The 14573-nt window shown below is 65.1% G+C and carries 11 protein-coding genes; 9 read left to right on the forward strand and 2 right to left on the reverse strand.

The window, feature by feature from the left end; all coding sequences use genetic code 11:
- Nucleotides 1-136: 136 nt before the first annotated feature.
- Nucleotides 137-808: a dienelactone hydrolase family protein gene (locus tag ABIG06_RS11460; RefSeq protein WP_370136496.1), complete on the forward strand. Its 672-nt coding sequence runs from the start codon at nt 137-139 to the stop codon at nt 806-808.
- 147 nt (nt 809-955) lie between these two features.
- Here ABIG06_RS11460 and ABIG06_RS11465 read toward each other — a convergent pair whose 3' ends face one another.
- Both ABIG06_RS11465 and ABIG06_RS11470 read right to left on the reverse strand, forming a co-directional pair.
- Nucleotides 956-1699, reverse strand: a complete 744-nt coding sequence (locus tag ABIG06_RS11465; protein ID WP_370136498.1) for a polysaccharide biosynthesis/export family protein — start codon at nt 1697-1699, stop codon at nt 956-958.
- 301 nt (nt 1700-2000) lie between these two features.
- On the reverse strand, nt 2001-2318 hold the full coding sequence (locus tag ABIG06_RS11470; RefSeq protein WP_027563964.1) for a hypothetical protein: 318 nt from the start codon (nt 2316-2318) through the stop codon (nt 2001-2003).
- 423 nt (nt 2319-2741) lie between these two features.
- Between ABIG06_RS11470 and rpsT the strand changes: the two genes are divergently transcribed.
- The 8 genes from rpsT (at nt 2742) to gyrB (ending at nt 14460) form a co-directional block, all read left to right on the forward strand.
- Nucleotides 2742-3008 carry a 30S ribosomal protein S20 gene (gene rpsT, locus ABIG06_RS11475; RefSeq protein ID WP_035704405.1) on the forward strand — a complete coding sequence of 89 codons (267 nt, stop codon included), beginning with the start codon at nt 2742-2744 and terminating at the stop codon, nt 3006-3008.
- A gap of 1234 nt (nt 3009-4242) precedes the next feature.
- Complete coding sequence (dnaA, locus tag ABIG06_RS11480; RefSeq protein ID WP_124160157.1) at nt 4243-5652, forward strand: chromosomal replication initiator protein DnaA; 1410 nt, start codon at nt 4243-4245, stop codon at nt 5650-5652.
- A 259-nt stretch (nt 5653-5911) separates the two neighbouring features.
- The gene (gene dnaN, locus ABIG06_RS11485) at nt 5912-7030 is read left to right on the forward strand and encodes a DNA polymerase III subunit beta (protein WP_124160156.1); all 1119 of its coding nucleotides are present in this window, start codon (nt 5912-5914) and stop codon (nt 7028-7030) included.
- Nucleotides 7031-7086: 56 nt separating this feature from the next.
- Nucleotides 7087-7374 carry a GIY-YIG nuclease family protein gene (locus ABIG06_RS11490; RefSeq protein ID WP_370136500.1) on the forward strand — a complete coding sequence of 96 codons (288 nt, stop codon included), beginning with the start codon at nt 7087-7089 and terminating at the stop codon, nt 7372-7374.
- Between the two features lie 47 nt (nt 7375-7421).
- Nucleotides 7422-8558, forward strand: a complete 1137-nt coding sequence (gene recF / locus ABIG06_RS11495) for a DNA replication/repair protein RecF (RefSeq protein WP_124160154.1) — start codon at nt 7422-7424, stop codon at nt 8556-8558.
- Between the two features lie 110 nt (nt 8559-8668).
- On the forward strand, nt 8669-9412 hold the full coding sequence (locus ABIG06_RS11500; RefSeq protein WP_370136502.1) for a hypothetical protein: 744 nt from the start codon (nt 8669-8671) through the stop codon (nt 9410-9412).
- Between the two features lie 139 nt (nt 9413-9551).
- Nucleotides 9552-11699 carry a hypothetical protein gene (locus ABIG06_RS11505; protein ID WP_370136504.1) on the forward strand — a complete coding sequence of 716 codons (2148 nt, stop codon included), beginning with the start codon at nt 9552-9554 and terminating at the stop codon, nt 11697-11699.
- 325 nt (nt 11700-12024) lie between these two features.
- Nucleotides 12025-14460: a DNA topoisomerase (ATP-hydrolyzing) subunit B gene (gene gyrB, locus ABIG06_RS11510; protein ID WP_370136505.1), complete on the forward strand. Its 2436-nt coding sequence runs from the start codon at nt 12025-12027 to the stop codon at nt 14458-14460.
- Nucleotides 14461-14573 lie beyond the last annotated feature (113 nt).

The raw sequence follows: 14573 nt of genomic DNA on the forward strand, positions 1-14573 counted from the left end.
CTTGCATAGCAAGCGTCTCGAAGGATGCAGGCGCGGCTGCTGCATCTCGGCCTTTCATCCTTCCAGACGCGCGCAGGTGCGCGCTCCTCAGGATGAGGGGAGAATTTCGGATCGACAACCAAGAAGGACAACCCACGTGGGACAGGACATCAAGCTGACGGCCTCGGACAATTTCCAGCTCGGCGCCTATCGCGCTGACCCCGCCGGCACGCCGAAGGGCGCAGTGGTGGTGATCCAGGAGATCTTTGGGGTCAATCACCACATCCGCTCGGTCTGCGACCGCCTTGCCGGGGAAGGCTATGTCGCGATCGCGCCGTCGATCTTCGATCGGACCGCACCGAACTTCCAGTCGGGCTATTCGCCCGACGAGATCGCGGAGGCGCGCAAGTTCGTGGCCAACCCGGACTGGGCCGCGATGCTGCGCGACACGCAAGCTGCGATCGATGCGGTGAAGAGCGTCGGGCCCGTCGGTATCATCGGCTTTTGCTTAGGCGGCAGCGTCGCTTTCGTCGCGGCGACGCGATTGACCGGCCTGAAGGCCGCGATCGGCTATTACGGCGGTGCCGTCGTGCGCTTCGCCGACGAGACACCGAAGGTGCCGACCCAGCTGCATTTCGGCGAGAAGGATGCCGGCATTCCGCTCGCCGACGTCGAGACCATCAGGGACAAGCGGCCCGAGGTCGAAGTCCACATCTATCCGGGCGCGCAGCACGGCTTCCATTGCGACGAGCGCGCCAGCTACGACAAGGCCAGCGCCGACATCGCCTGGCCGCGCAGCATGGCATTTTTCGCAAAGCATCTGAAATAGAGCGCGCGACTGTCTCCGGCGTCATTTCGGGATGCGCCGCGAAGCGGTGCAGGCCCGGAATTCATCCGGCGACGGAGTTGGTGGCGCAATGGATTCCGGGCTCGCGCCAAGAGGCGCGCCCCGGAATGACGGGAGTGAGGGAGAGAGCTAGAACCAGCGCTCGCCGACGAACACGGTGTCACCGGGCGCGAGCGGCGTGCCGAGCGGCACCACGGCGCGCATGGCGCCGCCGTTCTCGGTGTGCGTGACGGTGACCATGTCGCGCTTGGCGCGCGGCGAGAAGCCGCCGGCAATGGCGACCGCGCTCTCGACCGTCATGTTCGGCACGTAAGGATATTGGCCGGGCGCGAGGACCTCGCCGAGAATGAAGAACGGGCGATAAGTCTCGATCTCGACCGCTACTGACGGCTCGCGGATATAGCCGTTGCGCAGGCGCGCGGCGATCTCGCCGGCCAGACCTGCGGTGGTGCGGCCGCGCGCCGGCACGGCGCCGATCAGCGGCATGGTGATGGAGCCGCCGGCGTCGATCGAATAGCTGTTGGTGAGACCTTCCTGGCCGTAGACCACGACGCGAAGCTTGTCGCCGGCGTCGAGATGGTACGAGGCGCCATTGCGCACCGTCATCGGCGCGGCGTAGCCGACCGGCATGGGTACGGGCGACGAGGCAAAGGAGTTGCTCAGCGCCGCGATGGCGCCGCCGCCGTTGTTGGCGACGACGACCGGCTGCGGCGCACTGTAGGGCTGGCCATAGGCCATGGAGTCGAGATCGGGACGGGGCTGCATCACTGCGACGGGACCGGCGGTCTGCATGCAGCCGCCAAGGGCAAGCGCGGCGGACGCTGCCAGGGACGCTGCCAAGATCGACCATCGAAACGCGCGTGCAACCGGCACCGGACCTATCCCTCGAAACGAGACGGCTCCAGTGATGCACCGGTTATGGTTAACAAAGCGTTGAGTGGGGGGATGACGATGCCCCCCCCTGGAGGGGCATACGAGATGTGGCCAGGGCACCGGCTGTCTCCGCAGCCGTCATGGCCGGGCTTGTCCCGGCCATCCACGCCTATCCACGCAGCACAAAGAACGTGGATGCCCGGGACAAGCCCGGGCATGACGACCTCTGCAATTTTCAGATGCGATTGCCCTGCCTCGAGGGGAGGGTAAGACGCAGCTCCGCAACGCGGCTCGCGCGCGCTCAATCCCGGGAATAGCCGATCAGCGGCTTGCGCGGGCGGAACAGGATCATCAGGAGAATGCCCAGAATGCCGAGCACGGCGAAGACCGGCTGATCCAAGACGAGGCGGATCACCGAGGTCCAGAGCCAGGGCGCCTTGGCCTCGACCCAGGTGCGGAAGGCCGACTGGCTGGCCTGATTGATGTCGTTCCAGAACTGGCCGAACCGGGTGAACCTGAGGGTCTGGTCGGCCACCCAGCGGGCACCATCATAGACCATGAAGATGAACCCGCCGGCGAGCAACAACAGCCCAATCAATCGGAAAAAGCCGCGGATCATGCCACACCTACGATGGCCGTCCGACCGGACGACCTCTTGGGAACGTTGCCAGCCAATAGCCGGGCGACGGCAGAAATTCAACCTCTTCAGGGCGTTACGGCTCCATCCAGGCCATCAAAGACCGGATTCCCGGCTCCCGAAAGCGTTGACGGTGCCACAGACCCTCTCTATAAGGGCGCCAATTGGCGGTGGGCGCAATCCTGCCGCCGCTGTTCTTTGAGCAGTTGCAGGCACCTTGAGCTTGAAGACTCTCTCGAGCTTGAAGACTCTTTGGAGCCTCGGAGACGGCCGCAAGGCTGTCGCTCATGTTCCGGGAACGGCCCAGCAACCGAACACCCTAAATCCGAGCGTCGATTACGCGGTCAAGCAAGCCGGCGCTACCCGATCAAGACGCGACCGGTACCCGCAAAGGATATTGAGACCATGGCCAATACCACTTCCGCCAAGAAAGCGACGCGCAAGATCGCCCGCCGCACTGCCGTCAACAAGTCGCGCCGCACTCAGATGCGCGGCGCCGTGCGCACCGTCGAGGAAGCCATCAAGACCGGCGATCGCGCCGCTGCCGTGAAGGCCCTCGCGACTGCCGAGCCCGCTCTGATGCGCGCCGCCCAGCGCAACATCATTCACAAGAACAACGCCAGCCGCAAAGTCTCGCGCCTCACCGCGCAGATCGCCAAGCTCGCGAAGTAATCTCGCGACACCATCTGATCGGTCGACCCGGTCAGCGCGTCAAACAGCCCGGCATCACGCCGGGCTTTTTTTGTTGACTGTCATATTCACGCAAGCGGTCACGCGAGGTCGGATGTTGGACGATTTGCATCGCCAGCGTTATTTTTCGTCCCGCCGTTTTGATTGCCGATGTCTTGCAACAGCGGAGGGCTTCATCGCGTTGCAAAAACCCCTGCGCGGCGGGCTCGAATTGAATCGGCGACGGAGGAGAGGCCTGCACACCGTAGATTCACTGGGGCGCGCGGCCTTGGAGTTACCCTGCAAAACCAGTCTCGAAAAGCGGTGCACCAATAATCACTTATCAACATAGCAGCGACAAGCATTTGGAAAATTCGCTCGCGCGTAGCGTGCGTGACGAATTTGTAAAAAAAATTTGGCGGTGGTCGAGAAATGTCACACGATGCGAGACAGTCTCGATTCTGTGCACGGATTCAAAAACTTGCTTCGGAGCCTGTGAACAAGTCGCGCGCGGCGTTAACCGAGGTCAAGTTTTTTGACGCCTCAAGTGTGAATCAATTCCGTTGCGAGTCTTTCCGCTTAGTGTATTCCTTAAGTCGTCCGCGGCGCCCACGATCTTCAGACCAGTGCGGTTTAGGAAACGGGGCGAACGTGCAAATCGGCGGCGGTGTGCACGTAGGCGACGCTTCAAAAAGCGATGTCGGTTCGAAACCCATAGTAATATGGGAATGGTAGCTGTTTGTCTGAATGTCTCCAGGCGGGATCTTCCCGCTCGCGCCCGGCGCAGTATGAGAGACATCGCAATGCTACCCCGGCGCGCGCAAGGTGGCGAAGTCGAGCGGACGACCAGTACATTGGGCAGGCATCCGCGACAGGAGTACGGCGCGGTTGTCTTCAGGACACGCAGGACCTTGTCGTGAGTGATCACGGCAGGACGGGGAGGTATCATGTCTTACGGACTCAGCGCGGTATTGAAGCAAGTTTCCCATTCCAATGATGCCGTTCTAGCTCCGTCGGATATCCAGCCTCCCGCGTGTGACAGAGCGCCGAGTACGCGCTGACCTCGCGACCCCTCCATCCCCAGACATCGCTGATCTGACCTGCGGCGTCCGCGCCGAACGGTCGAGCCATGCCTGACGATGGACTCGCTTGAGGTCGCGCCAATTCAGGGACCGTGGCAGGAACCCTGCATGGCGCTCACAACGCAACTAAATCTCTCAAGAGAAGTTTTCTGACGATGACAATGGAACAGGATCGCTGGTCACGCGTGAAGGGTCGGCTGCGCTCGAGCGTTGGCGAGGACGTTTACACAAGCTGGTTTGCACGCATGGATCTGGAAGGCGTGCAGGACGAGAGCGTGCGACTGTCGGTGCCGACGCGTTTCCTGAAGAGCTGGATCCAGGCGCACTATGCCGAGCGCGTGCTGTCGTGCTGGCAGGCCGAGATGCCGGAAGTGCATCGCATCGACCTCACCGTTCGTTCCGCCGTGCGCCCGGTGGTGCAGGCGAAGGAAGCGCCCGCGCCGATCGAGGCGCGCCGCGCGCCGACGCCGGAGCTGCGCTCGACCGCGACCGCGCCGGTCTCGGCCAATCACGACGCGCTCGGCGGCTCGCCGCTCGATCCGCGCCTGACCTTCGCGAGCTTCGTCGTCGGCCGCTCCAACACGCTGGCGCATGCGGCCGCACGCCAGGTCGCCGAAGGTCGCCGCGGCGACCCCGTGATGTTCAACCCGCTCTACATCCATGCCGGCGTCGGCCTCGGCAAGACGCATCTGCTCCAGGCGGTGACCTGGGCCGGCAATTCCGGCAACGAGCGCAAGGTGCTTTATCTCACCGCCGAAAAATTCATGTACGGCTTCGTCGCCGCGCTGAAGACGCAGACGGCGCTGGCCTTCAAGGAAGCGCTGCGCGGCATCGACGTGCTCGTGATCGACGATCTCCAGTTTCTCCAGGGCAAGTCGACGCAAGCCGAGTTCTGTCACACGCTGAACGCACTGATCGATGCAGGCCGCCAGGTCGTGATCGCAGCCGACCGTCCGCCGTCCGACCTCGAAAGCCTCGATGACCGCGTGCGTTCGCGGCTGGCCGGCGGGCTCGTGGTCGAAATGGGCTCGCTCGGCGAGGAGCTGCGCCACGGCATCCTCAAGTCGCGTGTCGCGGCTGCCCGGGCCCATCATGCGACGTTCGAGGTGCCCGAGGAGGTGCTGCATTATCTGGCGCGCACCATCACTCATAACGGCCGCGACCTCGAAGGCGCGATCAACCGTCTGCTCGCGCATTCCAAGCTCAACAACCGGCCGGTGACGCTGGAGATGGCGGAGCACGAGGTGCGCGACCTGGTGCGGCCGCAGGAGCCGAAGCGGATCAAGATCGAGGACATCCAGCGCGTGGTGGCGCGGCAGTATAATGTCAGCCGCTCCGACCTGCTGTCCTCGCGCCGCACCGCCAACGTGGTCCGCCCGCGCCAGGTGGCGATGTATCTCGCCAAGACGCTGACCCTGCGCTCGCTGCCCGAGATCGGCCGCCGCTTCGGCGGACGCGACCACACCACCGTGCTGCACGCCGTGCGCAAGATCGAGGCGCTGGTCTCCAAGGACACCGCGCTGTCGGAAGAGGTCGAGTCGCTGAAGCGCCAGCTCCAAGAATGAAGGCCTAGGGCTCCCGCCCTGCTCCCGCCGCCCCGGCTTTGCCTGGGCGGCGGTCTTCGTTCTGGGACGGTAAATCGTGGGGAACTGGCCGCAATCCCTTGAATCCGGGGGCCATCCGGGCCACCTTGCGCGACCCTGACGGCTTTGGTCATATCGGGGGGTTGATCCGGCTTTTCGGGGTCTTCGGTGCCGTGGCGCGCGTCCCGCCGCCCGGCCTTCTCAACGCTGTGTTTTCCTTGGGGATCGGGCGAGTAGTGCAATGAAGGTTACGGTCGAACGCGCGCAACTCCTGAAGTCGCTGGGCCATGTCCACCGCGTGGTCGAGCGCCGCAACACGATTCCCATCCTCGGCAACGTGCTGGTCCGCGCCGAGAACGCTAAATTGTCGCTGAAAGCGACCGACCTCGACCTCGAGGTGACGGAGACGCTGCCGGCGGAAACCGCCACTGCCGGTTCCACCACCGTCCCGGCGCACATGTTCTACGACATCGTGCGCAAGCTGCCCGATGGCTCGCAGATCGTGCTGGAGGCCGACGGCGACCGCGCCGTGCTGGCGATCCGCGCCGGCCGCTCGCGCTTCACGCTGCAGACGCTGCCGGAGAACGATTTCCCGGATCTGGCCGCCGGCGACATGTCGCACTCCTTCTCGCTACCCGCCAAGGACGTCAAGCGGCTGATCGACCGCACCCAGTTCGCGATCTCGACCGAGGAGACGCGCTACTATCTCAACGGCATCTATCTGCACGCCGCCGGCACGCCCAAGGCCGCCACCCTGCGCGGCGTCGCCACCGACGGCCACCGCCTCGCCCAGCTCGACCTGGTGCAGCCCAAGGGCGCCGAGGGCATGCCCGGCGTCATCGTGCCGCGCAAGACCGTCGGCGAGGTGCAGCGCCTGATCGAGGACAGCGAGGCTGAAATGACGATCGAGCTGTCGCAGGCCAAGATCCGCTTCACCATCGGCAATGTGGTGCTGACCTCGAAGCTGATCGACGGCACCTTCCCCGACTACGGCCGCGTCATCCCGCAAGGCAACGACAAGGAGCTCGTCGTCGACAAGAAGGATTTCGAGAACGCGGTCGACCGCGTCTCGACGATCTCCAGCGAGCGCGGGCGGGCGGTGAAGCTGTCGCTGTCGCCCGGCAAGCTGGTGCTGTCGGTGACCAATCCGGATTCCGGCAGCGCGACCGAAGAGCTGGAGGTCGAATACGCCTCCGACGCCCTCGATATCGGCTTCAACTCCCGCTACCTCCTCGATATCGCCGCCCAGATCGAAGGCGACGTCGCAACCCTGAAGCTCGCCGACCCCGGCTCGCCGACCCTGGTGCAGGACCGCGACGACAAGAGCGCCCTGTACGTGCTGATGCCGATGCGGGTGTGAGGGGCTTTTTCTCTTCTCGTCATGGCCGGGCTTGACCCGGCCATCCATCAAACAAGATGACTTATTGGGTGGACATCCTCGCCAGCAAACCCGGTGGAACACTCTATATCGGCGTCACCAACAATCTAGTTAGACGCGTTTATGAGCACCGCGAAGGGCTGGCAGACGGTTCCACCAAACGCTATGGGGTGAAGACCCTGGTCTATTTCGAGGCACACGACACGATCGCCGCTGCCCTCCAACGCGAAAAGAACATGAAGCACTGGTCGCGCGAGTGGAAGATCGATTTGATCGTGAAGGGCAATTCCGCGTGGCAAGACCTATATGATGAAATTGCCCGCTGAAGCGGGCGATGGGTTGCCGGGTCAAGCCCGGCAATGACAGAAGTAACATGACCCCCTCCCGCATTCATCGCCTGACGCTGACGCATTTTCGCAATTATCGGGCGGCGGGCCTCGAGACGGCGGCTGACATGGTGGCGCTGGTCGGGCCGAACGGGGCGGGCAAGACCAATTGCATCGAGGCGATCTCGTTCCTGTCGCCGGGACGCGGCCTGCGGCGGGCGACGCTGGAGGACGTTGCCGACAACCAGGGCGACGGCTCCTGGGCGGTGTCGGCGCAGGTCGAGGGCGCGCTGGGGCTGGCGACGCTCGGCACCGGCATCGACGCGCCGCGCCCCGACGCGTCCGTCAGCCGGCGCTGCCGCATCGACCGCGAGCCGGTCGGTTCGGCCAGCGCCTTCGGCGATCACATCCGCATGGTGTGGCTGACGCCGGCGATGGACGGGTTGTTCATGGGTGCAGCCTCCGAGCGGCGACGCTTCTTCGACCGCCTGGTGCTCGCGATCGACAGCGAGCATTCCAGCCGCATCAACGCGCTCGAGCGCTCGCTGCGTTCGCGCAACCGCCTGCTGGAGACGCGCAACTACGACGACCATTGGTGTGACGCGATCGAGCGCGAGACGGCTGAGCTTGCGGTCGCGGTCGCGGCAACCCGCGGCCAGACCGCAGCAAGGCTCACCGGTATGCTCAACGCGCGCGCACAGGAATCCGCCTTCCCCTCGGCGCAAATCGCGCTCGACGGCTGGATGGAGAACGCGCTGCTCGAGGAGACCGCGACCTCGGTCGAGGACCGCTACCGCCAGATCCTGCGCGACAACCGCCCGCGCGATGCGATTGCCGGCCGCACCACCGACGGCCCGCATCTCACCGATCTGCAGGTCATCTATGCGCCCAAGAGCATGCCGGCGCGCGATGCCTCGACCGGCGAGCAGAAGGCGCTCCTGATCGGGCTCGTGCTCGCGCATGCGACGCTGGTCGCCGAGATGACCGGCATCGTGCCGCTGCTGCTGCTCGACGAGGTGGTTGCGCATCTCGATCCGAACCGCCGTGCGGCACTGTTTGAAGAGCTGAAGAAGCTCGGCGCGCAGGTGTGGCTGACCGGTGCGGATCCTGCCGCCTTCACCGAGATCGGCGCAGGCGGCGAAGTCTTTGACGTCGAGAGCGGACGAGTCTCGGCCCGAAGCTAGGCCGCCACATTGAACCCGCCCGTTTCCATCAGCGACTAGCTGCTTGTGGCTGCTGGACGCCGCCATCGCGCAGGATTTCAGACACGCGCGATATCCTTTGGAGCAAGAGCATGGCGACGGTGGAGCGTGGGGCGCGAGCTCCGGCACGATGGCAGCTTGTTGCGTGCGGCCTCGCTCTCGTTGCAAGCTGCCTGCTCGCGGCAGGCGCCGGCGCCTTCGTATCGAACCTGCCGCCGTTGTTCTCGGCCGCGCTCACGCTGGATCCCGCTGCCAAGCTGCCCGCACCGACCCGCTACACCTATCGTGGGATCCACACCACCGTGATGCCCGGCATCGAAGCTCCGCTCCGGACCAGGCTCGAAGCCCGCGTGCCCGCAGCGCTCAGTGACGTCCTCGCCTTCTATCGAACCGAGCTTCGAAAGCTCGGCTGGCAGGAACGGCAGGATGACGCCGAGGTCACCGCCGATCGCGCGCGCCTCGCCTTCGTCTCCCCGATCGGGCCGGCAACGCTGGAGCTCGAACGCAACGGCGGCAGCACCGCGGTCCGTCTCGTGCAGAGGAATCCGGATGTCGCGATCCGGGCGAACGTCCTTCCCGAACCCGGCCAGGCGAAGCTGGTGTTCAGCAACATCGGCGAGAGCGAAGCCGTAGTCGAGATCAACGAGCGGAGCATCCCGCGCCCAGCTGGCGCGAACGCCGTCGCGCTGGACCTCGTACCCGGCAAATACGCCTACAGGCTGGGCGTGCCGGGCCATCCGACCACGACGAGCGTGCTCACCGTCGCAGCTGGCGATGCCTGGGAGCTCACGGTCGGGCGCGACGGAGAGACGTGGCCGCCGCTCCAGCTGTATTGAACCGTGTCTGCTGTTCGCCCACTGCGCCTGTTGAACCTGACCGGTTCCTGCCGCGACTTCTCGTCTGAGGCCGCGCCGACGGTGTCGCAGCCTGCAATTGCGCGAGCATGACGACGCGCCAAAATCCGGAGCTTTGACGATGCCGTTGATCCGGCGCGGGGCGCAAGTCCCGGCAAGATGGCTGTTGCTTGCGTGCGTCATCGCAATGGTGAGCGCTCCACGTCCCGCGAGCGCAGCCGACGAGGGCATCGTCGACGTCCAAGCCTTGCCGCGGCTGGACGGCGCGGTGGAGGAGACTTCGCGCCCGGACACCTACCGTGTGACGTACGCCGTGCCGACCGGGGTGGCAGCCACGTCGGAAGCCACCAGGAAGCTGCTGAGCGCGGACGGCTGGGTGCCGTATGTGTATCCGCTGGACGAGAAGAACTCCGCGCTCAACTTCAAGAAGGGACGGCAGGGGCTCCGTGCCTCCTTCACGCAGGCCCGCGGCCAGTCCGTCGTGTCCTACGCGCCGAACCGGATCTATTCCAATGTGCCGTTTCCGGACGGCGCGATCGATCTCGTGTTCGACGAGACCCGGCCCTATCTCGGCTGCATCGCGCCCGGCGCGCTCGAGGCGACCTCGGCCTTCTTCGCCAAGGAGATGGCAACGATGGGCTGGCGCAAGCTCACGCCCGAGACGGCGGCGCGCTGGCCGAATGCCGATCTCGCCGAGACCGTCCCGAACGGCGTGCGCGTCTTCTACGACCATCCCGACGGCGACACGACGCAGTTCTACAAGCAGAAGCCGGTCATGCTGACCCTGACACGCCGCGACGACGGCCGCACCAATGTCGAGATCCGCGTGGCGCCGTTCGCGCTGCCGGAGGTACTTCAGGCCGACGACGACATGGCCGGCCTGCCGCGGCCCAAGCCGACCAAATCCGCGCGGAGCCTTGGCAGCGCGAGCTCCAACAAGCGCGAGATGGCGGCAGCGGCGATGGCCGAGCTGCCTGCCGTGCTCGCCTTCTATCATCGCGAGCTCGCCGCGCGCGGCTGGCAGGAGGATGGCAGCGCGCCCCTCGCCCCCGGCGACGAGGTCGCGATCAGGATTTCCTCGGCGGAAGAAAACGGCGTGCTGCGACTCGGCCGCAAATACGATTTCACGATGATCAGCCTGACCGCGCAGGTGAAGGAATCAGCGCTTGCCGCCCGCGCCAGGGCGAAGAAGGAGGCCGACGAGAAGTTCCTTGGCGATGCGTTGGGTGCGGCTCAGCAGCTCATTGCGGCTGATGAGGCCAGGCGCAAGGCGCAGGCCGCCGCCCTGTCCGATGCGCCGCTCAATGCGCTCGCCGACAGCAAGACGCCGGTGCCGCTGCCCGCGACCGCCGAGGCCGTGACGTTCGAGGGTGGCGCCGGCCGGCTGGAATTCACTTCGTCCTCGACCGTAAAGGCGCTCAGCACGTTCTACCGCACGACGCTGAGGACTGCGGGCTGGAAGGAGCAGCCCTCCGTCATCAACCAGCCCAACATGGCGGTGATGGCATTCTCCAGGGGCGGCAAGTCGATCTCGATGACCGTGATGCAGATGGGCCCGAAGGTGAAGGTCCGCGCCGACGGATCTGGCCTGGTGACGGAAGCGGCCAAGCCTGCGGCGAGCGCGGAGCTGCAGGCCAGATCCTCCGAGCCGCTCGAGCCCGATCCTGACTCCCCACTGCCGGTGCCGACGCAGCGTTCGTCGAAATCGCTGGCCACCACCAAGATGCCAGGCAGCGAGACGCCATTCCGCCGCGAGTTGGCGGCCAGCATTCCCGCCCCGCTCGGCGACGTCCTCGCCTTCTACCGCGCGGAGCTGTCCAAGCTCGGCTGGCAGGAGAAGACCGACGCCGCGACCGTGTCCGCAGAACGCGCGCAGATCGACTTCACCTCGCCGCAAGGCCCGGCCGTGCTCAAGCTCGGTCGCGCCAAGGGCGAGACCACGGTCAATCTGGCGCAGAAGAATTCGGATGCCGCGGCCAAGGCCGACATCGTGCCGAAAGCAGGCCAGGCGCGGCTTATGCTCGGAAATATGGGACCGAACGAGGCCTCGCTGACGATCAACAAGCAGACGGTGAAGATCGCGGCCGGCGCCGGCGGCCCGCAATCGCCGAAGGGCCCGATGCTCGACCTGCCGCCCGGCAAGTACCGTTACGCGCTGCGCCTGCCCGGACGCCCGGCCCGCACCGAAGCGCTGACCGTTGCGGCCGGCGAGGCCTGGGGCCTCCTGGTGGGGCCAGGCGGAGACGTGCTGCCGCTTCAGATGTACTGAGGCGCACCGCCTTCCAGCACGGCGTTGCGCACGGCCGGGCCTGCGGAACGCCTCCGCATGTCACGGCCAAGACTGTTCGGAACCACTTCCCGACCCCGCAAAATCCACGTCCTGCAACGCCCGAAACGGCCCCTCGAATCGCGCTTTTTGCAGTGCCGGAAATCGCCCTCCAAAAGCCTTGAAAACCGGCCTAAAAACCCTATCTGTTCAAAGGGTTGCCGGGAGATACTTTGCGCTAGGCGCAAGCGGTCTTTCATGGCACAAATAGCCCCGCAAATCAGCGCCTTTTGAGCCGCTGATTCGGGCGACATCTCGAAGGCCTCTCATGACAGAACCTGCTCGGCAGCCTGCTGCCGAAAACGAGCCCTCTACCGCGAGCGAATACGGCGCGGAATCGATCCGCGTGCTCAAGGGTCTGGACGCCGTCCGCAAGCGCCCGGGCATGTATATCGGCGACACCGACGACGGCTCGGGCCTGCACCACATGGTCTACGAGGTCGTCGACAACGCGATCGACGAAGCGCTCGCGGGCCATGCCACGCGCGTCGAAGTGATCCTCAATTCCGACAATTCCGTCACCGTGCGCGACGACGGCCGCGGCATTCCGGTCGACATCCACAAGGGCGAAGGCATCTCGGCGGCCGAGGTCATCATGACCCAGCTGCACGCCGGCGGTAAGTTCGACCAGAACTCCTACAAGGTCTCCGGCGGCCTGCACGGCGTCGGCGTCTCCGTCGTCAACGCGCTGTCCAGCAAGCTGGGCTTGCGCATCTGGCGCGACAACAAGGAGCATTATATCGAGTTCGCCCATGGCGATGCCGTCGCACCGCTGAAGGTGGTCGGCGATGCGCCCGGCAGGCGCGGCACCGAGGTGACGTTCCTGGCCTCGACCGAGACGTTCAAGAACGTCGAATACGATTTTGCCATGCTCGAGCACCGCCTGCGCGAGCTCGCTTTCCTCAATTCCGGCGTCAACATCATTCTCTCCGACATGCGTCATGCGGTCGAGAAGCGCGAGGAGATGCACTATTCCGGCGGCGTCGAGGAATTCGTCAAATACCTCGACCGCAACAAGAGCCCGATCGTGCCGGCCCCCATCATGGTGCGCGCGGAAGCCAACGGCATCGGCGTCGAGGCCGCGCTGTGGTGGAACGACAGCTACCACGAGAACGTGCTGTGCTTCACCAACAACATCCCGCAACGCGACGGCGGCACGCATCTCGCCGGTTTCCGCGGCGCGCTGACGCGCCAGGTCAACGGCTATGCCGAGGCCAACGCCAAGAAGGAAAAGATCGCGCTGACGGGCGACGATTGCCGCGAAGGCCTTACCGCCGTGCTGTCGGTGAAGGTGCCCGATCCGAAATTCTCGTCGCAGACCAAGGACAAGCTGGTGTCCTCGGAAGTGCGTCCCGTGGTCGAGAACGTCCTCAACGAGGCGCTCCAGACCTGGTTCGAGGAGCACCCGAGCGAAGCCAAGATGATCGTCGGCAAGGTGATCCAGGCCGCGGCGGCGCGCGAAGCCGCGCGAAAAGCGCGCGAGCTGACCCGCAAAAGCCCGCTTTCCGTCTCCTCGCTGCCGGGCAAGCTCGCCGACTGCCAGGAAAAGGATCCGGCCAAATCCGAGCTGTTCATCGTCGAGGGCGACTCGGCAGGCGGCAGCGCCAAGCAGGGCCGCAACCGCGAATTCCAGGCGGTACTGCCGCTGCGCGGCAAGATCCTCAACGTCGAACGCGTGCGGCCCGACAAGATGCTCTCCTCGGAGCAGATCGGCACGTTGATCACCGCGCTCGGCACCGGCATCAGCGACGAATTCTCGATCGAGAAGCTGCGCTATCACAAGATCATCGTGATGACGGACGCCGACGTCGACGGCGCTCACATCCGCACGCTGCTGCTCACCTTCTTCTACCGCCAGATGCGCGAGATCATCGACGGCGGCTATCTCTATATCGCCCAGCCGCCGCTCTATAAGGTCAGCAGAGGCAAGTCCGAGCAGTACCTGAAGGACGAGCGGGCACTGGAAGACTATCTGATCGACACCGGGCTCGACGACTGCGTGTTCCTTCCCGGCACCGGCGGCGACCGCACCGGCCGCGACCTGCGTTCGCTGGTCGAGGATGCCCGCGTGGTCCGCAGTGTTTTGCGCAATTTGCACAGCCGCTACAATCGCAAGGTGATCGAGCAGGCCGCGATCACCGGCGTGCTGAACAAGGCGATCTACGGCGATCCGGAGAAAGCTGCGGCGGCAGCGCAATATATCGCCGGCCGCCTCGACAATCAGTCCGAGGAGGTCGAGCGCGGCTGGATCGGCCAGTACGTGGAAGGTCAGGGCTTCCAGTTCGAGCGCACGGTGCGCGGCGTCAAGGAAGCCGCCGTCATCGACGATGCCTTTCTCGGCTCGGTCGAGGCGCGCAAGCTCGACGAATACACCGTGAAGCTCCAGGACGTTTATGCCCGCCCCGGCAAGCTGAGGCGCAAGGACGTCGAGCACATGGTCTACGGTCCGGTCGACCTGTTCGAGGCCGTCACCGACGCCGGTCGCAAGGGCGTCACGCTCCAGCGCTACAAAGGTCTCGGCGAGATGAATCCGGAGCAGCTCTGGGAGACCACGCTCGACACCGATGCGCGGTCGCTGCTCCAGGTGAAGGTCAAGGAGGTCGACGAGGCCGACGACATCTTCACCAAGCTGATGGGCGACGTGGTCGAGCCGCGCCGCGACTTCATCCAGGAACACTCGCTCAGCGCGACGATCGATATCTAGGGCCGGGATGGCTTTTGAACGGTCGTCATGCCCGGGCTTGTCCCGGGCATCCACGTTCTTCGTGCGGCGAAGCAAGACGTGGATGGCCGGGTCAAGCCCGGTCATGACGAGGT

The organism is Bradyrhizobium sp. USDA 326, assembly GCF_049739485.1.
GTDB lineage: Bacteria > Pseudomonadota > Alphaproteobacteria > Rhizobiales > Xanthobacteraceae > Bradyrhizobium.

What these genes read in the sequence shown, in the direction of transcription:
- ABIG06_RS11470 (WP_027563964.1), bottom strand. Translation starts at nt 2,318, where the DNA reads ATGATCCGCGGCTTTTTCCGATTGATTGGGCTGTTGTTGCTCGCCGGC.
- rpsT (WP_035704405.1), top strand. Translation starts at nt 2,742, where the DNA reads ATGGCCAATACCACTTCCGCCAAGAAAGCGACGCGCAAGATCGCCCGC.
- dnaA (WP_124160157.1), top strand. Translation starts at nt 4,243, where the DNA reads ATGACAATGGAACAGGATCGCTGGTCACGCGTGAAGGGTCGGCTGCGC.
- dnaN (WP_124160156.1), top strand. Translation starts at nt 5,912, where the DNA reads ATGAAGGTTACGGTCGAACGCGCGCAACTCCTGAAGTCGCTGGGCCAT.
- ABIG06_RS11490 (WP_370136500.1), top strand. Translation starts at nt 7,087, where the DNA reads ATGACTTATTGGGTGGACATCCTCGCCAGCAAACCCGGTGGAACACTC.
- recF (WP_124160154.1), top strand. Translation starts at nt 7,422, where the DNA reads ATGACCCCCTCCCGCATTCATCGCCTGACGCTGACGCATTTTCGCAAT.
- ABIG06_RS11500 (WP_370136502.1), top strand. Translation starts at nt 8,669, where the DNA reads ATGGCGACGGTGGAGCGTGGGGCGCGAGCTCCGGCACGATGGCAGCTT.
- ABIG06_RS11505 (WP_370136504.1), top strand. Translation starts at nt 9,552, where the DNA reads ATGCCGTTGATCCGGCGCGGGGCGCAAGTCCCGGCAAGATGGCTGTTG.
- gyrB (WP_370136505.1), top strand. Translation starts at nt 12,025, where the DNA reads ATGACAGAACCTGCTCGGCAGCCTGCTGCCGAAAACGAGCCCTCTACC.